General features: G+C 56.3%; 18 protein-coding genes. 11 read left to right on the top strand and 7 right to left on the bottom strand.

Going from position 1 to position 21,194, the window contains the following annotated elements:
* Nucleotide 1 precedes the first annotated feature (1 nt).
* The gene (locus DHN10_RS18935) at nt 2-547 is read left to right on the top strand and encodes a TetR/AcrR family transcriptional regulator (RefSeq protein WP_108816922.1); all 546 of its coding nucleotides are present in this window, start codon (nt 2-4) and stop codon (nt 545-547) included.
* Between the two features lie 654 nt (nt 548-1,201).
* On the opposite strand, the gene DHN10_RS18930 is transcribed toward DHN10_RS18935, so the two are convergent.
* The 7 genes from DHN10_RS18930 to DHN10_RS18900 all read right to left on the bottom strand — a co-directional run bounded on the left by DHN10_RS18930 (nt 1,202) and on the right by DHN10_RS18900 (nt 8,322).
* Entirely contained in the window at nt 1,202-2,581 is a 1,380-nt protein-coding gene (locus DHN10_RS18930; protein ID WP_108816921.1) for an FGGY-family carbohydrate kinase, read from the bottom strand.
* Nucleotides 2,578-2,895 carry an L-rhamnose mutarotase gene (gene rhaM, locus DHN10_RS18925; RefSeq protein ID WP_199910729.1) on the bottom strand — a complete coding sequence of 106 codons (318 nt, stop codon included), beginning with the start codon at nt 2,893-2,895 and terminating at the stop codon, nt 2,578-2,580. The genes DHN10_RS18930 and rhaM overlap by 4 nt, the downstream gene beginning before the upstream one ends.
* Nucleotides 2,892-3,893, bottom strand: coding sequence for an ABC transporter permease (locus DHN10_RS18920; RefSeq protein WP_108816920.1), 1,002 nt, complete (start codon nt 3,891-3,893; stop codon nt 2,892-2,894). Before DHN10_RS18920 ends, rhaM begins: the two co-directional genes overlap by 4 nt.
* Nucleotides 3,890-4,870, bottom strand: a complete 981-nt coding sequence (locus DHN10_RS18915) for an ABC transporter permease (protein WP_108816919.1) — start codon at nt 4,868-4,870, stop codon at nt 3,890-3,892. Before DHN10_RS18915 ends, DHN10_RS18920 begins: the two co-directional genes overlap by 4 nt.
* Complete coding sequence (locus DHN10_RS18910; RefSeq protein WP_108816918.1) at nt 4,867-6,408, bottom strand: sugar ABC transporter ATP-binding protein; 1,542 nt, start codon at nt 6,406-6,408, stop codon at nt 4,867-4,869. Before DHN10_RS18910 ends, DHN10_RS18915 begins: the two co-directional genes overlap by 4 nt.
* An 80-nt stretch (nt 6,409-6,488) precedes the next feature.
* On the bottom strand, nt 6,489-7,484 hold the full coding sequence (rhaS, locus tag DHN10_RS18905; RefSeq protein ID WP_108816917.1) for a rhamnose ABC transporter substrate-binding protein: 996 nt from the start codon (nt 7,482-7,484) through the stop codon (nt 6,489-6,491).
* 25 nt (nt 7,485-7,509) lie between these two features.
* A complete protein-coding gene (locus DHN10_RS18900) occupies nt 7,510-8,322 on the bottom strand; it encodes a DeoR/GlpR family DNA-binding transcription regulator (protein WP_108816916.1) in 813 nt (270 codons plus the stop codon).
* Between the two features lie 187 nt (nt 8,323-8,509).
* Here DHN10_RS18900 and DHN10_RS18895 point away from each other — a divergent pair, with 187 nt between their 5' ends.
* The 10 genes from DHN10_RS18895 to DHN10_RS18850 all read left to right on the top strand — a co-directional run bounded on the left by DHN10_RS18895 (nt 8,510) and on the right by DHN10_RS18850 (nt 20,657).
* Complete coding sequence (locus DHN10_RS18895) at nt 8,510-10,612, top strand: bifunctional rhamnulose-1-phosphate aldolase/short-chain dehydrogenase (RefSeq protein ID WP_108816915.1); 2,103 nt, start codon at nt 8,510-8,512, stop codon at nt 10,610-10,612.
* A 21-nt stretch (nt 10,613-10,633) separates the two neighbouring features.
* Nucleotides 10,634-11,872 (top strand): L-rhamnose isomerase, encoded by a 1,239-nt coding sequence (locus DHN10_RS18890; protein WP_108816957.1) that lies wholly within the window; start codon nt 10,634-10,636, stop codon nt 11,870-11,872.
* 497 nt (nt 11,873-12,369) lie between these two features.
* Nucleotides 12,370-13,446, top strand: a complete 1,077-nt coding sequence (locus DHN10_RS18885) for a sugar ABC transporter substrate-binding protein (protein WP_108816914.1) — start codon at nt 12,370-12,372, stop codon at nt 13,444-13,446.
* A 6-nt stretch (nt 13,447-13,452) separates the two neighbouring features.
* On the top strand, nt 13,453-15,009 hold the full coding sequence (locus DHN10_RS18880) for a family 43 glycosylhydrolase (RefSeq protein WP_306419278.1): 1,557 nt from the start codon (nt 13,453-13,455) through the stop codon (nt 15,007-15,009).
* Nucleotides 15,010-15,019: 10 nt separating this feature from the next.
* Nucleotides 15,020-16,093 carry a class II fructose-bisphosphate aldolase gene (fba, locus tag DHN10_RS18875; protein WP_108816912.1) on the top strand — a complete coding sequence of 358 codons (1,074 nt, stop codon included), beginning with the start codon at nt 15,020-15,022 and terminating at the stop codon, nt 16,091-16,093.
* A complete protein-coding gene (locus DHN10_RS18870) occupies nt 16,090-16,938 on the top strand; it encodes a PfkB family carbohydrate kinase (protein ID WP_108816911.1) in 849 nt (282 codons plus the stop codon). Before fba ends, DHN10_RS18870 begins: the two co-directional genes overlap by 4 nt.
* Nucleotides 16,931-17,575 carry an AAA family ATPase gene (locus DHN10_RS18865; RefSeq protein ID WP_199910728.1) on the top strand — a complete coding sequence of 215 codons (645 nt, stop codon included), beginning with the start codon at nt 16,931-16,933 and terminating at the stop codon, nt 17,573-17,575. Before DHN10_RS18870 ends, DHN10_RS18865 begins: the two co-directional genes overlap by 8 nt.
* Nucleotides 17,576-17,767: 192 nt before the next feature.
* Nucleotides 17,768-18,871, top strand: coding sequence for an ROK family protein (locus tag DHN10_RS18860; protein WP_199910727.1), 1,104 nt, complete (start codon nt 17,768-17,770; stop codon nt 18,869-18,871).
* A 14-nt stretch (nt 18,872-18,885) separates the two neighbouring features.
* On the top strand, nt 18,886-19,641 hold the full coding sequence (locus tag DHN10_RS18855; protein ID WP_108816956.1) for an ATP-binding cassette domain-containing protein: 756 nt from the start codon (nt 18,886-18,888) through the stop codon (nt 19,639-19,641).
* 11 nt (nt 19,642-19,652) lie between these two features.
* The gene (locus DHN10_RS18850) at nt 19,653-20,657 is read left to right on the top strand and encodes an ABC transporter permease (protein WP_108816908.1); all 1,005 of its coding nucleotides are present in this window, start codon (nt 19,653-19,655) and stop codon (nt 20,655-20,657) included.
* The last annotated feature ends 537 nt before the right edge of the window (nt 20,658-21,194 follow it).

Below are 21,194 nucleotides of genomic sequence, written 5' to 3'. Positions count from 1 at the left end.
GATGACGGAAAAAAACAGCCAAATCCTCGATGCCGCCCAATCGGTCTTTGCCCGTTATGGAGTCAGTAAGACCACGATGAACGATATTGCGCGCGAAGCGGGGATTGCACGACAGACACTCTACAATAAATATCCGGGGAAATCCGAAGTATTGCGGGCCTGCGTGCGTCAATACGCGGATACGTCGCTTAGGCAGGTGCAGGAGGCGTGGAAATCACAACCTACCTTTGCAGGTCAATTGGATCAGTTCTTTGCTCTATGCCCTCTGGCGTGGTTCGACACGATCAAATCAGCGCCTGAAGTAGCGGATCTTCTGGATGGCGTAAATGCCGTTGCCGCTGAAGAGTTGAACGAGATGCGTATCAAGTGGGAAGAACTTTGGTCCCAACAGATCCGATCGGCCACATCCTACTCCGGCGATATTCCCGCACTTGCGGCTTTCATCTATTCCACTGCAGTCAACGCCAAGTACAACCTTTCAAATCGAGAGGAATTGGCATCGCGCCTTTCAGTGTTGAGGCGGGCGGTTCTGGCCTTGGTAGCCTAAGTTTTCCAGATAGTGGAGCACCAGTTGCGCCTCAGACGAGCCTACCGACCAGCGCTTGCAGCGGTTGAGTCAACTTGACCGAATGTCCGGCCAAACATTAGGATACAGCTTTCGCTTTCAATCTGTCGCAGCAAGCGTTCCGGTCTTGTTTCCGACATAAGAACAACCGCAGTGTACCGGAGCTCAGCTCTTCAAAAGGTGGCAGCTTTCGCGGAACCGCTCTATAGGTTTCTCGGTCGCGAAGCGAGTAGAGCGGACTTCTGGAGCCAGAAATCCAACGGCAGCTTTGTCCCGCGACCCGGTCGTTTAAGTGGCCATTTTTCTGCAATCCGCTCGAACGGCGGCTTTTGCTGAACGTCGAGGCATGTTTGCGCAGCCAATTTCTGGCTGACTTAGCCGGTTGGTGTCGCGAACTGCCGAAACCGGCCGTTCCGTTAGAAGCGGTCAATGGCGGCTTGGTCCGCCTTGCCGACCTTGGAGGCCCTCATGCGGGTGAGCAAGTCCGACCAAAAGCGTCGGATGACAGCAATGAGCCCAGAGTGTCGAATGCTGCGTAGCGCCTAGATGTCAGTTTCGGTGGGGAAGCGGACGTTCACTGCGGTGGGGAGATCACGATCCAACCGACTGTGATCTGTCGTTCCGTACGTCTCGCTGCTACACGGCGCCGGCCAGTTCGGTCCACAGATCCGCATAAGTCCTGAGCGCGTCCAAAGGCAAACTTGTCTCAAATTGGTCAAGCTCAGGAGGAAACTCATCGCCGCCGAGCAACATGGCTGCGCCGATGCTCGTTCCTGTGACGGCTGCATTCGTGAGAACCGGGCGTGCCGTAACGGCATGCAGCATTGCGAGGTATTCAGGGTTTCTAGCGAAAGGCCCTTCCACGATCGTGGGTCCGGCACCTCCGACGAGGTTCAGGCAGGTGCCTGTCATCAAGGCTAGATAAAACGAAAGCGCGGCCGACCGTTGGCCCGTACCGACCGCAGGTTCACCGCCGTGCCATTGCATCTGGCTCCCCTGAAACGGGCCCGAACCTGTTTCGACTGATGGCAATAGCATGCGAGGTCCATTCAGCACGGCCGACATGTCTTGTTCCGTTGGTTCGACCCGTTGGCCCTGTTGAATCACTTCGAATTCACGTCCACCCATGAAGCGCGCGCTGGCCACAGCCTGTTCGTACGCGTTGACGTTGACGAGGGTATCGCGGGCCGGGTCGAGTGTGGCCGCACCACCCGTTTTCATTGACATGACGATCACCCACGTCCCAGTTGAGACCACTGAGACGGGCCTGTCCTGCAACACAACGTGCGGATAGAGCGAGGCGTTGGAGTCGTGGATGCCGACGCAAACAGGCGTATCGGGCGCAAGGCCGGTGGCCTTTGCTATTTCGGGCAAAATCGACCCCAAGATGTCGCTGGGGCGGCGCACAGGTGCGATCTTGTCGCGAATCCCGAGCTCCTCCGGTAGATCGGAGAACGTCCCATCGTGGGGGTTCCACAGGTCCGAATGGCATCCAATCGATGTGACATCGGTCGCGGTCACGCCTGTCAGGCGGTGCCCCCAATACTGCGGGTAAGTCACAATTTGGGCGGTGCGCCCCTTGAGAGTTGGATCGGCTGCAAAAAGCCAGTGCAACTGTGCGCCTATGTTCAGACCGCTGGCAAGCTTGGGCGATCCAGTCTGGGCAAAGTCGGGTTTGACAGCATCGTAGGCCTCAACGACCTCGGCGGGATAGGTATGTTCGTAGTCCAGAATCGGCGTCGCTAGTGCGCCATTTGAATCCAGCAGTGCGGCACTGGCCCCGTGAGTGGTCACGGAAACCGCGTCGATACGGTGATCTCGATGGAACGTCTCCAAAGCATCCAAAAGGAACGCCCAGTGCCCATCGACATCGTAATGTGGATATGGAGGGGCGGATTTTACGATGTTCGGCCGCGTTACGACGGCCATTTCTGTCAGGGTCGACAGATCGACCAGCGCAAGTTTTGCATTGGTCTTGCCGATGTCGATGACAGCGATGTGGCGCAGTGTGGTCATGGCATATGAAACAGCGGAGTGAGGGGCACGGCCACGGGCGAGTTGTCCGTGTTGGTTTCCATGATGTCTTCCATATGGGCCCACCACTTCTGCATCACCGGATGGTCCGGCATAGCGTCCATCTTGTGATCTGACGTGCGGGTCAGCACGCCGATCAAGTGGCCTGACTCCTCGTCCAGATGGATCGAATAGTCGCTGACGCCAGCGTCGTGCAGCAAGTCGACCAATTCGGGCCAGATCGCATCATGGCGGCGCTTGTATTCGCCGGCCATTCCGTCGTTTAGCCGCATGCGAAAGACGTAACGCTCGCTCATGATTTGCGCCGCGCGGCAGCCATCGCCCAGAGGCGCGGCAGGGCAATCACCCCGATTAGAAGCAGGCCGATGAAGATCGACATCACGATGCCGGGCACGTTCAGAAGACCGAGCCCGAAGGTCACCAAGCCCATCACGAAGGCTGCGATCACCACACCGGGGATGGTGCCGGACCCGCCAAGGATGTTGACGCCGCCAAGGACAACCATTGTCACCACCTCTAGCTCCATTCCTGTCGCAATGCTGGGCCGCGTCGATCCAAGGCGGGACGTCAGACAGACCGCTGCGATACCCGACATGAGGCCCGTTAACAGGAACAGGATAAATTTGACCCGTTGCACACGGATGCCGCTGAACAAGGCACCGGTCGGGTTGTTGCCAATGGCGTAAACGGTGCGGCCGAAATTGGTTTTGTGCAAAAGGACACCGTAGATGATTGCAATGATCACAAAGAGCAGCATCTCGACCGTGAAGACCCAATAGATATAGCCCTGCCCGAACCATGAAAAGCTGGAGGGATACCCGCGGAATGCGTCATCTCCAAGGATGATGAAACTGATGCCACGGAACAAGCTCATGGTGCCGATGGTCACCACGATAGACGGCAGGCCCAGCACCGTGACGAAGAACCCGTTGAAGGCACCGCAGAGCACACCAACCGTTAGGCCGATGATAACAAGCTCCGTCGTGCCAGCCCCGTATTGCAGGGCCAGACCCATCGCCGTGCTGGCCAGCGCGATAATCGACGCGACAGACAGGTCGATTTCACCTGAGATGATCAGCAACGCCATCGCGAAGGCAATCATCGCTTTTTCGGTGAAGTTGAATGTCGCGTCGCTGAGGTTCCATGCACTCAGGAAATAGGGCGAGGCGAAGCTGTTAATCACGAAGATTGCGATGGCCACGGCCAGCAGCAGGGCCTCCCAGCTTTTGAAGATACGTGCAGCACGGCTGTTCAAGCGGTCGGGTACATGGCGGGTTTGGGTTGCGTCCGTCATTGTGTGGCCTCCGCCTCTTTGAGAATAATTCGGCCCTTGGTGCGGCCTGCACGGGCGTTGAAGGCGACGGCAATCAGGATCGCGCTGCCAGAGATGGCGAGCTGCCAGAAGGGTGAGATATTCACGACCGGAAGCGCGTTTTTGACGACGCCAAGGAAGATAGCGCCCAGCACCGCGCCGCCGACAGAGCCGACGCCGCCAGCGATCGAGATGCCTCCGATGACGCAGGCTGCGACAACCTCAAGCTCGAACCCACCCGCGATATCGACATAGGCCACCGCAAAACGCGACACCCAAAGGTATCCCGTCAGGCCAGCCAACGCGCCGGACGCAACGAAGGCCCAGAACTGGGTTTTGCCAACGTCGATGCCGGTGTAGACGGCTGCGTGCGGATTGCCGCCCACTGCGAAAATGGACCGCCCGAATTGCGTGCGCGCCATCATGATCCCGAACAGGATGATCGTGATGATCGCGGCCCACGACAACACGGGCAGACCTAGCAGCACCATGCGCGGGAAGTCGGTGAAGGCCGGCGACATTTCGTGGGAATTCACCCATTTGCCGTCAGAGATCAAAAAGATAATGCCGCGAAAGATAGTCATCGTGCCAAGGGTAACAACGATTGGCGGAATCGCCAACTTCCAGACCAGCACGCCATTGATGGCCCCCATAAGCGCACCCAGTAGAACCGCAATCGCGATGATCACAGGGATCGGCAGGCCCGGCATCGCGACATTGATCATCGCCACCGCCATGCCCGTCAAAGCAAGGTTGGCGGCCACAGATAGATCAATGCAGCGGGTCAAGATCACGACCATTTGCCCAAGTGCGAGGATGATCAACGGGGCGGTATCATTGAACACATTGGCCAGATTTGAGGGCGCGACAAAGCCTGCGAAGCGGGATGAAATCAGAAGGAGCAGCACCAAGATGGCACCCCCCAAAATCGTTTCGCGTACGGGAATAAAGCGGGTCATGCTGCGGCTCCGTCAGATGTAATGCCGGCTGCGTGGCGCACGAGGATTTCAGGGGACAATTCGTCTTTCGTCAATTCGGCGGCGATACGGCCGTCTCGCATGACGATCACACGATCTGACATGCCGATGATTTCGGGAATTTCAGAGCTGACCATGATGACGGACAGGCCCTGCGCGGCCAGTTCGGACATGAATTCATGCACGGCCGCCTTGGATCCGATGTCGATGCCCTTGGTGGGTTCGTCCAGAATGATCACTTGGGGCTGGGTCGCCAGCCATTTGGCGATAACGACCTTTTGCTGATTGCCGCCCGAAAGATTGCCGACGTCTTGATCAAGTGATGCCGCCCGAAGATCCAGCCGCTGCGAGTACTCGCGTGCAAGTTTGAATTCTTCGGCGAGCTTCAAGAACCCACTTCGGGATGTCTTGTCCAAGGACGGCAAAGTTATGTTCTGAAAAATGGGCAATCCGATAACCGCACCCTGTTTGCCGCGATCCTCGGGGACATAAACGATCCCGTTGGACACCGCATCTGCCGGAGAGCGGATCACCTTGATGTCGCCATTGATCCGACACACCCCTTTTGAAGGTTTCGCGATCCCGAAAAGAGATTGCATGAACTCGGATCGGCCAGCACCGACAAGGCCGTAGAAGCCCAGAATTTCGCCCTTGTTGAGGCTGAAACTGATGTCGGCGAATTCTGTCGGGTGTTCATATCCCACGACTTTCAGGACTTCATCCCCGATGGCATGGTCGCTTTGCGGGAATATCTGATCGACGGATCGCCCGACCATCATCGTAACAAGATCGCCTTCAGAGATGTCATCGATCCGGCCATCGCCAACAAAGGCTCCATCGCGAAACACGGTATAACGGTCGGCTATGCGGAAGATCTCATCGAACTTATGGCTGATAAACAGGATCGCTTTGCCTTGTGATTTCAAAGTCTCGACCAGCTCATACAGCTCTTCGATTTCTTTGTGGGACAGGGCCGCCGTCGGCTCGTCCATGATCACCACGCGCGCGTCGACTGACAAAGCGCGGGCAATCGCGACAAGGTGTTTGTTGGCAATGCCCAGGTCGCGCAATTGGGTGTGGGAGCTAAACGGCGCACCAATGTCGGCCAGCAGCTTTGCGGCCGAGCGGTGCATTTGAGCGGTATCAATTAGGCCGAACCGCGTGCGGGGGGCATGGCCGATGTAAATGTTTTCTGCCACGGAAAGCTCATCGAACAGAACAGTCTCTTGATGGATGGCCGTGATGCCCGCTTTGGCGGCGTCATTGGGGGAGGCAAAGGAAATCGGATCACCGTCGATGCGGATCGTCCCGCCATTCGGTTGGTAAATGCCTGTCAGGATCTTGACGGTCGTGGATTTTCCGGCGCCGTTCTCACCGACAAGGGCGGTCACTTGGCCGGGGTAAAGGTCAAGTTTGACCTCATCCAGGGCCTTTACCCCGGGAAATGTCTTGGTGATCATGTCCATCGAGACCATGGGGGACACGTCAGGCGATATGGGGGGCGCGGGGCGAGTCGACATCCGAACACTCTCTCAGGATTGGGGATTGGAGTAGTTCGGCCCGACGCAAGTGGTGCGCCGGACCGAGCTGGGGAGAAGCTTTAGAAGATCGACTTGAACTGGTCGATGTTGCTTGCGTCATAGACGAACGGGTCCGCCATTGCGCCTTCGCTGTTCTCATCCAACGTCAGGCTGCCCATGCGGCCCATTGGCACTTCGGCACCTGAGGTGGCTTCGACACCGTTCTGGCTCAGCTCATAGGCGAGCATCGTCGCGGAGTAACCCAGATCGATCGGGTTCCAGATCGCGAATGACTGCGAGGCACCGGACTCAATGGCACCAGCCATTTCAGACGGCAGGCCAAGACCCGTTACGTTCACTTCGCCAACTTTGCCAGCATCCACGACAGCCTGTGCAGCAGCCACGATACCAACGGACGTCGGTGCGATGATTGCGTCTAGATCAGGATAGGACTGCATCAGGCCTGTGGCTTCGCGGTAGGATTTGTCGGCAAGGTCATCACCATAAACCGTCGCAACCACGTCGATGCCGGGATAGTCGCCCATGACGGCCATCATCTCATCGATCCAGATGTTCTGGTTCGTTGATGTGGTTGTCGCGGACAGCAACGCAACCTCACCGCCATCTGGCAGGTGGTCGGCGGCCAGCTTGATGATCATGTTACCAATCAGCGGGTTGGAAGATGGGTTCAGGTGCAATTGGCGACCTTCGGGGGCAACGCCGGAATCCCAGCTGATCACTGTAATGCCGCGCTGCATCGCGCGCTGCAGGGCGGGCACAAGGGCGTCTGTGTCGTTGGCGGAAATTGCAATCGCGTCGACCTGTTGGGCGATGAGCGCGTTGATGACTTCAATCTGACCTTCGGCAGTCGTGTCGGTCGGACCCGTGTAGATGATCTCGACGTTGCCAAGCTCTGCGGCGGCCTCTTCAGCGCCTTCTGCGGCAGCTTCAAAGAACCCGATGCCGAGCGCTTTGACGACAATCGCGATGCGAACATCATCTTGTGCGAATACTGGCGTTGCGAATGTCGCGGCGGCCATTGCAGCGGATGCTGCTAGTTTCTTCAGTACACTCATGGTTTCCTCCCTGGAGTGGTTGTGGTCAGGCTGGCAGTGTTGCCACCCCCTCTTTCTGCGCGGCGCCAGTGGGCACCACGATCAGTGTTACATCCGCCGATTCCAGCATGGCCGCAGTGCGGTCATCGATCTTGTCGTCGGTGATGATTGTGTCGATCCGCTCAAGTGGGCACAGCACAAGGCTGGAGCGTTGTTCAAACTTGCTGCTGTCCACCAGAACGATCAATTCTTCGGCTTGGCCAATCAGCTTCTGTTCGGCCTGGATCAGCAAAGGATCGCCTTCCATAAGGCCCAGCGGGCCGATGCCCTGCGCGCCCATGAACATCCGCTTGGCGTAGAAATTGCGTGTCACGTCATTGTCAAACGGCGACAGGATGATGTTTTGTTCGCGGTAAATGATCCCGCCTGACAACATCACCGTGTTTTGGGTGTTCTTCAGAAGATGTTCGGCGATTGGGAATGAATTGGTAAAGACCTGCATCCGACGCGATGCCAGGGGGTGAACCATCTGGAATGTCGTGGTTCCACCGTTAATGATGATCGGCTCACCGTCTTCACATAGCTCGACAGCGGCGGCGGCAATCGCCTGCTTTTCAGCGCTGTTCAGCGTCTCGTTGACAGAAAATGGCCGTCCGGCAAGGCCGACAAAAGGCGTAGTCGTCAGAGCCTCGGCACCACCGCGCACCCGGCGCAATTGCTTCTTCTCGTCCAACGTATTGATGTCACGACGCACCGTCGCTTCGGATGCGCCAGTCAACGTGCACAGGTCAATGACAGTCACAAGTGAGCGGTCTTGAACGGCAGATAGGATGACTCTGTGGCGATCTTTTTCGTGCATGGGGTGTCCCTTTGATTGCTCTGAACGTGGGGCGAATCGCGACAGTTTGTCAATCATTAATTGTCATCTTCAATCACTCTGCGCCGCAGCATGATTGTTTGTGATTGAAAATGATTGACTTGCCTGCGGCCTGCCGTCACGTTGATTTCGAATAGTTAGTCTTAACCCGCCGTCCACGGAGACACACATGACCTCTTCCAAAAACATCCAACGTCTTGAAAATAAATGGGATGCCGACCACGCCAGCAAGATGAGCGAGTCGGAGAAACTGCTGTATCGCTCAAATCTGCTGGGCTCTGACAAAAGAATCACCAATTACGGCGGCGGCAATACTTCAGCAAAAGTCATGCAAGATGATCCGCTAACGGGTGATGCAACTGAGGTGTTGTGGGTCAAAGGATCGGGCGGGGACGTTGGCTCAATCAAGATCGACGGTTTTTCGACGCTATATATGGACAAACTGAACGCGCTAAGGGGTCTGTATCGCGGAGTAGAGTTCGAAGACGAGATGGTCGCGTATTTGCCTCATTGCACGTTCAACCTGAACCCGCGTGCGGCGTCGATCGATACTCCGCTTCATGCTTATGTGTCCGCAAAACATGTGGATCACATGCACCCCGATGCGATCATCGCGATCGCAGCGGCCAAGGACAGTAAGGCACTGACGCAACAAATCTTCGGTGACAGCATCGGCTGGTTGCCATGGAAGAAGCCTGGCTACGAACTGGGTCTTTGGCTGTCGGATTTCTGTGAAAAGAACCCGGATGCCAAAGGCGTCGTCCTTGAAAGCCACGGGTTGTTCACCTGGGCGGATGACGCAAAGGACTGCTATGAGCTGACGCTGGACGTCATTCAGACGGCAATGGATTGGTTTGCCAAGGAAACCGCTGGCAAGGATGCGTTCGGCGGGGCGGTTCACACCAGCCTTGACGGCGACGCACGCCGCGCCACCGCCGCGCGCCTGATGCCGGCCATCCGTGGATATGTATCCGGGCAGCAGCATATGGTTGGCCATTTCACAGACAGCGATGCGGTTTTAGAATTTGTGAACGCGAAGGACATGGAACGGCTTGCCGCGCTCGGTACGTCCTGCCCCGATCACTTCCTGCGCACGAAAATCTGTCCGCTCGTGGTCGATTTTGACCCTGCCAAGCCGGACGTAGACGCCACGATTGCGGGCCTTAATGCCGCGATCGCAGACTACCGCGTCGGGTATCAGGCCTATTATGATCGCTGCAAACACGACGACAGCCCTGCCATCCGCGACCCCAACGCGGTCGTCTACCTGATCCCCGGTGTCGGCATGATTACCTTTGCCAAAGACAAGGCGACGGCCCGCATCTCCGGCGAATTCTATGTCAACGCCATCAACGTAATGCGCGGATCGGATGCTGTGTCGGAATACCAAGGCCTTCCCGAACAGGAAGCCTTCGATATCGAATACTGGCTTCTGGAAGAGGCCAAACTCCAGCGGATGCCGGCACCAAAATCCATGGCTGGTCGGGTTGCCTTGGTCACTGGCGGCGCTGGCGGCATTGGCGCTGCCACCGCTGAACGGTATCTGCGCGAAGGGGCCTGTGTGATGTTGGCCGATATTGATGATGCGGCTCTTGCCGTGGCTTTCGAAGGCCTCAGCGCGAAATACTCCGCAGACGTGGTGCGCACGGTCAACATGAACGTCACGAGCGAGGACGCTGTTGCTTCGGCTTACAGTGATATCGCCGCTGAATTCGGCGGCGTCGACATCCTTGTGTCCAACGCGGGCATCGCCAGCTCTGCCCCCATCGAGAAGACGAGCCTTGATCTGTGGAACAAGAACATGTCGATCCTGTCCACGGGCTATTTCCTTGTCAGCCGCGAGGCGTTCAAGCTGTTCAAGGTTCAGGATATGGGCGGCGCGGTTGTGTTTGTGGCCTCCAAGAACGGCCTCGCTGCGTCTCCGAATGCATCGGCCTATTGCACCGCCAAAGCGTCCGAGATTCACCTTGCCCGCTGTCTTGCCCTTGAAGGTGCGCCGATGGGCGTGCGGGTGAACGTTGTGAACCCTGATGCGGTGTTGAAGGGATCCAAAATCTGGCAGGGTGAATGGCTCGACCAGCGTGCGGACACCTACGGAACCGACAAAGACGGGCTGGAAGAGATGTATCGAGATCGCTCCATGCTGAAGCTCTCAGTGCTGCCTGAGGACATCGCAGAAGCCGCTTATTTCCTTGGGTCTGACTTGTCCGCCAAATCCACGGGCAATATCATCAACGTCGATGCAGGCAATAAAGAGGCGTTCACGCGCTAGGCGTCCATGGGAGGAGACAACATGAGCTATGACAGCGCGAAAGCCGCCTTTGCAGACTGGGGCGTAGATACTGAAACAGCACTAAACCGGCTGGCTGACATCCCAATCTCGATGCATTGCTGGCAAGGGGATGACGTAGTTGGTTTTGAGCATAAAACCGGTAGTTCCGGCGGCGGCATTCAGGCCACGGGCAACCACCCCGGCCGTGCCCGCACGCCTGATGAATTACGCGCCGATCTAGAGTTCTCCTACTCAATGATCCCCGGCAAGCACCGGCTGAACCTGCATGCGTGCTACCTCGATACCGACCAGAACCCTGACCGCGACGAGATTGAATACAGCCATTTCGCACCTTGGGTTGATTGGGCGAAGGACCAAGGCCTCGGCCTTGATTTCAACCCGACGTTTTTTGCCCACGAAAAGGCGGACGACAACCTGACGCTCAGCCATCCAGATCAGGGCATTCGCGATTTCTGGATTGAACACGGCAAACGGTCGCGCGACATCGCAGCCCAGATGGGGGCGGCCCTAGGCTCGCCAGTAGTCAATAACATCTGGGTGCCAGACGGCTATAAAGACACGCCCGTTGACCGCATGTCACCGCGCCAGCGTTTGGAAAACTCGCTTGACGCGATGATGGCCACGCCACACGACAAAGCGCAGATACTGGATGCCGTTGAAAGCAAATTGTTCGGGATCGGTGTTGAGGCATGCACTGTCGGCAGCCACGAGTTCTACATGGGTTACGCGATCCGCAAAGGCACCTTGCTGTGCCTAGACATGGGGCATTTCCACCCGACAGAGAACGTTGCCGACAAACTGAGCTCGGTTGCATTGTCCGTCGATGAAATCCTGCTCCACGTCAGCCGCCCCATGCGATGGGACAGTGACCATGTGATCCTCTTGGACGACGCGATCTTGCAGATGGCCCAGGAACTGGTGAGCGCCGATCTATTAGGACGCACCCATATCGGGCTTGATTTCTTTGACGCAACGATCAGCAGGACAGCAGCTTGGGTCATCGGAACGCGCAACATGCAAAAGGCACTTTTGCGTGCGCTACTGGCCCCTTGGGATAGTCTGAAATCAGCGGAAGACAGCCTCGACAACACGTCCCGACTGGTTGTCACGGAAGAGATCAAGGACTTGCCTTACGCTGTCGTCTGGGCAGAGTTCTGCGAACGGATGGGCGTCGCTTCCGGCCAATCGCTCGTCTCGGACCTTAACCGATACCAAGCAAGTGTCGCTGGTCGCGGCTGAGTATGGTGCAATGCAACGTGTTTGACGATTTCGAGTGGCAGCTTTGGGTTGGGGAGCCGACAATCGAGATGAATTGTCCTTCGGCGGCTTTGTCCGCTGAACGGCCGTTGCCGCTTCGGTTTCTGCGAGTCTGTTTCCGGCCCATTCCTGCCGTTGGTCAATGGATCAAGATGCTGCGGTGCGGCCCGCCAAACCGGACGTTAGCTACAAGCGCAAAGTCCTGGCCCACTCGAATTAACAGTCTGCGAGACAAACTGTGAATTCGCTGCATGTGCACCAATGGCCGCTGTCGATAAAACCGCAATACGGAGTTATCTTGCGCTCCCACACTTTCTTTACTGGCCAAAGATGCTTGGTCGGATGCCGACATGACGACCACAGGATTGCGGTGTGATTAATACTTTATTGCGAGGTGCAATTAATTGCGTTACGCATTTAAGTGGGCTGATTCGACCTTTGCCTTACAAAATAGAAACTCTCCAGGGAGGAGAAAGAACATGACTAAGAATATTCTAAAGACTCTGCTTGCGACGGCTGCTTTGCTGCCACTCGCTAGCGCGGCAATCGCAGATGGCCATGCCCGCACTGATCTGGTGATCGCGGACCTTGGCCAACCCGAAACCAACCCATGGGTGATCAATCGTCACCGGTTTGAGCGTTGCGTCGCCGACGCACTTGGCGTTGAACTCAAAGAGTTTGACGATCAGAACTCTGAAGAACAGCATGTCGCGCGAGCAGAATCCATCATGTCGAGTCAACCTGACGGGTTGATCTTCAACCCCCTCACCGCACCCGCGGGTATTCAGGTTGCACGCCTGCTCGAAGAAAATGACATTCCTGGTATCGCGGTCGGCCGTCTGGTCGTTTCAAGCTACGACGACGACTATGAGGGCGAGGATTTCATCGCACAGGTCACACAAAACAACGCCACTTGGGGCGAGGCCATGGGCCGGGCGACCGTTGAACTTGGTTACGAAAAAGTGGCCATGATCTGGACCCAAAAGGGCAATATTTCTGCGACCGAAATCTGGGAAGGTGTTGCGCGCGAACTCGAAGCCGGTGGCGTCGAAGTTGTGGCGGAAGCATGGGATGTGCTGAGCCGTGAAAACGGTCAGAAATATGCTGAACAGTATATCGCGCGCTTTGCCCCCGGTGAAGTAGACGCGTTTATCGTGATCGGTGCGGTTGCCGGTCTGGGCAGCAAATTTGCCATTGATCAGGCCGGACGCGACGATATCGCCGTCATCACCACGGATATTGACGAACAGGTCGCTCAGTTCATTGCTGAAGGCGAGCTTGATTTCTCGATCGGCGGTCACTGGATGGTTGGCGGTTTTGGCTTGATCCAGCTTTATGATTACCTGCATGGCCACCCGATCACGGATACTCAGCCACAGGTTGGTCTCATCCCGGTCACGGCTGAAAATGTTGAAACCTACGCAAACGGCCTGTTGAACGGGTGTATCCTATCCCCCGAAACTGTGCGCAGCCTCAGCAAGGTTCATAATCCCGATGCTGATCTGGTGGGCTTCATCAATGACTGGCAGGCGAACTGGCAGAACTACGTGCAATAATCTCCCATGCACGAGGCGCTCCCGACCACAAAGGTCGGGAGCACCACCCAATCAACTAATACTTTGAGGTCCGCGATGAGACTATTCGGCTATGCTCCCAAAAGAGGTGCCGCTGCTGGCGATACCATGCCCTTTTACCATGATGGAAAATGGCACCTGTTCTTTTCCCAGCCCCCCGTCGGCGCATGGGAATATGTAGAGCGCGCCCGGGTCTCAACGGCCTACTTGCAGTCCGATGACCTGGTGAACTGGAAAGTTATGCCCGATGCGTTCGGCCCCGGTGCACATGGGGATTGCGATGGTGATGGCATCTGGACCGGCTCGGTTATTGAGCACGAAGGCGTCTTTCACTTCTTTTACACGGGCTACAATCGCCAATCCGCGTCGCCGCAAACCATTTGCAAGGCGACTTCTACTGATATGAAAACCTGGGATAAATCCGGCGGCAATCCCCTAATCTCGCCTGATCCGCAATGGTACGAGACCGTCGATTGGCGCGATCCATTTGTCTACCGCGATGAAGAGGCAGGCTGCTTCAAGATGCTGATTTCGGCGCGCTTGAAGGAGGGCCCGCAATTTCGTCGTGGCTGCGTGGCGGTTGCCACGTCCGACGATCTGGACCACTGGGAGGTCGGCCCTCCGCTGGCCTCTTCCATGTTGACCCATTGCCCGGAATGCCCCGAATTCTTCAAACTCGGGGATTGGTGGTATCTGGTGGAAAGCCGCTATTCCGAGCGGATGCAAACGCTTTACCGTGTGGCAAAATCGCCCGAAGGCCCTTGGGAAAGCCGAAAGCTGGATAGCCTTGATGGGCGTCGCTTCTATGCGGCCAAATCCGCGAGCGATGGCGACCGCCGCTTTAGTTTCGCCTGGATACCGTTCCGCAAACACCATGGTCCCAAGCGCAGTTGGGTCTGGGGCGGAGAACTGGGCAGCCCGCGTGAACTGCTCTCTTTGCCGGACGGAACGCTGGTCAGTCGGCTGCCGCAAGAGGTGGATGACAGCTACGACACGCCTGTCGAACACAAGGTTCGCCCGGTGTTGGGCGATTGGACTAAGGGCGATAGCCCACAATGCGACGCCACCGGCACCTATGCCTACGCGTTTCTGGATGGCCCTGACCGTGATGATGTGTTGCTCGATGTTGTCATTGAGCCCACTGCCAACACCGAAGCTGTGGGCATCCTGCTCGAACCGCGAGGCGGTGATCACCTCGACAGTGGTTATAGCCTAGCCATTGAGCCGATGAAGGAACGCGTGGTTTTTGATCGCTGGCCTGCCGCTATGGACCCGCTCTGGGACAGTTTGGTTCTGAACGAGCGCCACGGGATCGAAGTCAGCCAAGAAATCGACAGCCCGTTGGTGGATCGCCCACTGGCCTTTACGCCCGAAGATGGACGTTATCGCGTTCAGATTTTGCGAAACGGGTCTGCCATCGAATGTTTCGTGGCGGGACAGGTGGTCGCCTCGTTCCGAGTCTACGACATCTCAAACACGGATGCTTGGGGGCTTTTCGTTCAAGAAGGCGACGCGACATTCCATGACCTGAAATTCCGAAAGTAGAGCCAAACACATGCCTTTAATAACCCTCCGACAATTGCTCGATCATGCTGCCGAACATGGCTATGGCGTGCCTGCTTTCAACATTTCGAATATGGAGCAGGGGTTAGCAATCATGAACGCTGCGCGTGGCTGCGACGCACCGGTGATCCTGCAGGCCAGCCTGAATGTGCGCAACGTCTATGCGGGCGACAGGATGATTGTCGGGATCGTAGAGGCACTGGCCGAAATGTACCCCGACAATCCGATCTGTCTGCATCAGGATCATGGCCACAATGAACAGGCCTGCGTCAGTGCCATCGGTGCGGGGTTTACCTCGGCGATGATGGACGGCTCGTTGATGGGTGACGGAAAGACACCGGCCGACTACGAACACAACGTCGATATCACCGGGCGGGTGGCACAGATCGCCCACTGGATTGGTGCGTCAATTGAAGGTGAGCTTGGCGTGCTCGGCTCTCTGGAGACAGGCGAAGCCGGCCAAGAAGACGGATCAGGTGCAGAAGGCAAAATGGACCGCGATCAGCTTTTGACCGATCCGGACGAGGCCGCTGCGTTTGTTAAGGCGACCAAAGTTGACGCGTTGGCGATTGCATGTGGGACGTCTCACGGAGCTTATAAGTTCACCCGTGCACCCGATGGCGACATCTTGTCGATGGCCCAAATCGAGGCGATCCACAAACGCCTGCCCGAAACGCATCTGGTGATGCATGGCTCCAGTTCTGTACCGCAATATTTGCAGGACGTGATCAATGCCCATGGTGGCGAGATGCCACAAACATGGGGCGTGCCAGTTGAAGAAATCGAACGCGGCATTCGCCATGGTGTTCGCAAGGTCAATATCGACACTGATTGTCGGATGGCGATGTCGGGGGCAATGCGCCAGTTTGCGCAGGAAAACCCGCAGTCCTTTGATCCGCGCGCGTTCATTCTGGCAGCGATGGAGGAACTTGAAACTCTGGTCCGCGATCGGTTTGAGCGTTTTGGAACCGTCGGACAGGCGCACAAAATCAAACCAATTACCGTGGCCGACATGGCAAAGCGCTATGCGGAGGGCGTGCTTGATCCGCGCGTCGCAGCGTCGTGAGCCGCGCACTTTTCATCGGACGCTCTGTGTTGGATGTCTTAGCCTTGGTCGATGACTTTCCCGGTCCAGATGGGAAAACCAAGGCGCTGGCAAATGATCTGATACCGGGTGGATCATCGCTGAACGCCGCCATTGTGTTCTCGCATCTGGGTGGCGATGCGACATTGGCAACTTCTATGGGTGCAGAGGGGCTTGTTCGAAACTTTGTGACCGATGACTTGAAGAAGTACGGCATCGATCTGCGCGACATTTGCGATGACCCCAGCTATCATATCCCACTATCGACGGTCGTTTCGACACGCAGCCTCGGTACGCGAATGATCGTCAACGGCGCGCAGGATGACTGTAGCCGCTTAAAAGATGGACGTGATCTGTTCGCAAGTGATTACAACCTGATCCAGTTGGATCAATATGAGCACCCCTTCGTCGGACAGAACTTTGACGACATCCGAGCCTTTGACGGTCCGGTAATTCTAGATGGGGGAAGCTGGAAAGAATGGTCGCCCGATTTTCTTCGGCTTGCTGATGTGCCTGTCGTCTCGGAAGTATTCCTTCCTGAAGGACCCCATGCATTCGCCGAGATGTGTAACGATCTCGGGCTATCGCGATGGGCCATTACACGAGGGACAAATGGCGTGATCTGGCATGATGGCGGCTCATCAGGGGAAATTCCGGCAATTCCGGTTACCGCTGTAGATACGCTTGGAGCTGGTGATATCTTTCACGGCGCGTTTTGCCACGCTTACGCCGAAAGTGGCGAATTTGTTGAGGCCTTGAACAGTGCCAACCGGATCGCCGCCAAGTCTTGCGAATTTGCTGGCACTCGGAGCTGGATGCGTGCCTGAGATTATTCACTCATACGACGCGTTGATGGAAATCATCGTGGATCGGGTTGAAGGCGCCGCTGCGCCTTTCCTGATCGGGATCGCGGGGCCACCTGCGACCGGAAAATCCACCCTTTCGGAGCGCCTTGTCACCGATCTCAACGTCGCCGGGACAAAAGCATGCTTCTGTCCCATGGACGGATTTCACCTGACAAATGCACAGCTGGACGCGCAGGATCTGCGCGAGGCGAAAGGCCGCATTGATACGTTTGATGCAGAAGCCTTTGTCGCAGCCGTCCAGCGTTTGACGGCCAGAGACTCTTTCTGGTGGCCGGTGTATTCGCGCCAAAGACATGATGCCATACCTGAAGGGACCAGCATTTCCGGGGCCGAGGGCGTATATGTTATCGAAGGAAACTACGTGCTTTCGGAAGCAGAGCCCTGGCGTGCGGCAGGCGACGCGTTCAACCTTCGCATCTTTGTCGATGCACCGGATGAAACTCTTCGCCAGAGGCTTTTGAACCGGCACCAGAAAAGCGGGCGGGCGCAAAGCGAAGCGCTTGAAAAGATCGATCGCACTGATATGCCAAACGCCCAGACCATCAGAAACGAACGACAGGTCGAAGACATTCTGTTCTACGAGCGCGCAGATGACTGATCGCGGCCATCAATTCATTGTAGGTTGCAAGCAACTCCCACTATGCTGGAAATATCAGCAACTTGGAGGGTGCGAGCAATGAGGGCGACACAAAAAGGATTGTCGATTGAAGGCGTACAGGGCCACAATCGACAGGTTATATTGAAAGCACTCCACGACCTCGGCACATGTTCGCGCAAGGACATCAGCGTGGTGTCAGGACTTGACCAGGCGACAGTCACGCGCGCCATTGGCCCTTTGCTGGACGACGGGATTGTTGAAGAAGTGGGTCTTGTCAAAGGGGGGCGCGGCAGGCGGTCGATCAACCTCGATTTTTCCGCAAGCGGGCGGCATATCCTGTGCTTGCGACTGCAAAGACGCAGCTTCTCAATAGCGGGTTTTAATCTGCGTGGAGAACCCGTCGAGCTGGAAGAATTTCCTATTCCAAGGGGGCAGCCCGCTGCCGCGACATTCTCCGGTATTGCGCAGGCGATGGAGCGGCGGATCTCAGGTTTCAAGCAGATTGATGGTATCGGTATCGCGGTGCCCGGACCATTTCTTGAACGCGATGAACGTGTCATTCTGATTACCGAAAGCCCCGAGTGGCAGGGTTTTGATCTTATTCCAGAGCTTCGGGCGCGTTTCCCTAACATACCATTGCATTCCACCCACGACGCAAAGGCTGCGGCACTCACCGAATGGAGGCACACCGCGCGTACCAGCGGGGCGAAAGTCCTGCTTTATGTCTCTGCCGGTCAGGGCATCGGCTCGGCCCTTGTTGTCGGCGGTGAAGTTTACCGAGGAGCGCTCGGTCTGGCGGGCGAAATGGGCCATATGTCAATCAAGGTTGATGGCCCACAATGCAAATGTGGAAATACCGGTTGTCTTGAAATATTTGCCTCTCGAATTGCACTTCTGCGAGCCATTCGCGAACGGGCGACGGCTCGCCTGACCAAAGATGCCACATTCTCGGACGTGGTGGATGCCTATGCAGATCACGACCCGGTTGCGACCGAAGAAGTAAACAAGGTCGCGCGTTATCTGGCTCAGGGCATCACCAACTGCATCAATTTCGCGAACCCGGATCTAATCGTCATTGGCGACGAATATGCCTTGCTGGGTGAGCCGTTTTTGAACGCAATCAAACGCCATGTGGAAAAGGCGGTCCTTCCGAGCGTGTACCGCTCGGTCGACATCGAACTCAGCGGTTTGACCGAAGACACCGTGCTCAAAGGCACGTTTCTTGACGTGTTTTCACAGACCTATTTGGGGCCGGCGCGAGAAACTCAGGACAAAATCACCAGCGATACTGGGTGACAGGGAGAATGGAAATGGATGGATCAGACACAGCACCACTTTTGACGGTGGAACACGTGACGAAATCCTTTGGTGGTGTGCAGGCCATGCGGGATGGGTCATTTGACCTTAAACGCGGCGAGGTTGTTGCAATTGTCGGCGGAAACGGAGCCGGCAAGTCGACTCTGGCCAAGATTGTGTCCGGTGCCCACGTGCCAGATAGCGGACGCATCTGCATCAAAGGGGTCGAGGTTTCACGAGCAGATCATAGCGTGTCTCATATGCAGGCCAGCGGGATCGAAGTCGTCTATCAGGACCTTGCGCTGGTTCCCAATATGACTGCCCCCTACAATCTGTTTCTTGGCCGTATTCCCCGAAAGTGGGGGCTGTTCGTTGACGAAAAAAAGATGCGTGCGAAGACGCGCGAGGTACTGAAGCAACTCAACGTCACAACAGTTCAAGACCTGTCTCAGCCGATTTCATCGATGTCGGGTGGGCAGCAGCAAAGCATCGCCATCGGCCGCGCCATCGCCTGGGGCAGCGACATTGTCATTCTTGATGAACCAACCGCGGCCTTGGGGCCCAATGAAACCGGCGAAGTGGAGCGATTGGTCGAGGATGTCCGCGATCAACACGGCACATCATTTATCCTGATCAGTCACAACCTTGATCAAGTGCGGCGCTTAGCCGATCGGATCATTGTCACCCACCACGGTGTCACATCGCGTGAATTCAAACGCGACGAAATCACTTCAGACCGGCTCGTCAAAGCCATCACACTGGGCGAATGAGGAGAAACACCATGTCAGATACCACAACAACAACCAAACCATTCCTGCATCCTGAGAGGGTTGAGAAACTGCGAGACTATGTGCCCTTCATCGCCATCGCATTGGTGATCTTGATGTTTTGGGCCATCTCGGGCGACCGTTTTATGTCCGTACGTAACTGGACATTCATTGCCCAGCAAACACCGGTTTTGTTGCTGCTTGCCTTTGCGCAATTGATGATTGTCACGACCGGGTCGATTGATATCTCCATCGGCTCAAGCTTGGCCTTTTCGGCCTTCTTAGGGGCTCTTGGGATGCTTTGGTTTGGTGATGTCGGCCTGATCCTCGGTGTCCTTGCAGGCGGGTTTGTCGGCATGGTCAACGGCTGTATCATCTCGCTTCTCAAGATCCCGTCCTTTGTCACGACGCTGGCCATGCTCATCATCGTCCGCGCGCTGGTCATCATCATGTCTGATGGGACATCGATCTATATCACGTCGGATAGCGGGGCTTCCGGGGGCAATATTTCTTCGGTGGCGGCACCTTGGCTGCTTTCGATGGGTAAGTTCCCGGCAATCTTCATCCTCGCGGCAATCGTTTCGCTTCTTATGTGGGCGTTCTACGAGAAAACCGTGTTTGGTCAGCAATTGCGCGCCGTCGGCGGCAACGAGAAAGTGCTGCGCCTCGTGGGCATCAATGTCACGACCTTCAAAATTAAAGTGTTTGCAGCCGCCGGGTTGATGGTGGGCCTCGCGGCCTGCATCAACCTGGCCCGCGCCGGAGCGGCCACACCGCAGGCAGGTATGATGATGGAGCTTGACGCAATCGCTGCAGTCGCACTCGGAGGGACCCCCCTGACCGGCGGATATGGTAGCGTTGTCAAAACGATTATCGGCGCTTTAACCCTGACGATTGTGCGCAACGGATTAACGATCGCTGGTGTGCCACCGTCCTGGAGCCAAGTTGCCCTCGGTATTTTGCTCATCGCGGCCATTGCGATTTCACTTAACCGTAGCAAGATTGATGTGGTGAAATAGGAGTGAGCCAAGCTAGCGGCATCAAACTGTATTCTGATGCTTGTCCAAATGGTGTTTGCATGCACAAATACCGTGCGCAACCTACGCCAGTTTTGCGACCCAATCAGCAAGGCCTGCGCCTTACGTTCCGCTCTCAAAGCGGACGTAAGCGCACCTTGCAGCATCGGTAACCTTGGGCTCTCTGCCGACCTCGGATGCGGCGCAGCATCTGCATTGTGGGAGACCAGGGGCACCATCGTGGACGGCCCGAAGCCGCCATTCGACCCACAGCAAATCCGGCCTATCACCATCCCGAAAGCTGCCGTTTGTGCAGGATGCAGCATTTCGCACCTGCAAGCGATTTACGCAGGGGTTGACGCCTACTGATCTTATATCTATATAAGTAATAACTGATATGGATATAAGATATGACCAACTTAGCCAGATATGCCAAACCCAGTGTTGCCGTTGACCTTGCGATTGTGGCAGTTGTTGAAAGCCAGTTGAAGATCTTGCTGGTCAACAGACCCGACGATGAAATCCCTGGATGGGCTATGC

This window comes from Loktanella sp. Alg231-35, from assembly GCF_900143545.1.
Lineage (GTDB): Bacteria > Pseudomonadota > Alphaproteobacteria > Rhodobacterales > Rhodobacteraceae > Yoonia.
Note: the sequence above shows the minus strand (reverse complement) of the source record. Positions and strands in the feature narration are given on the sequence as shown.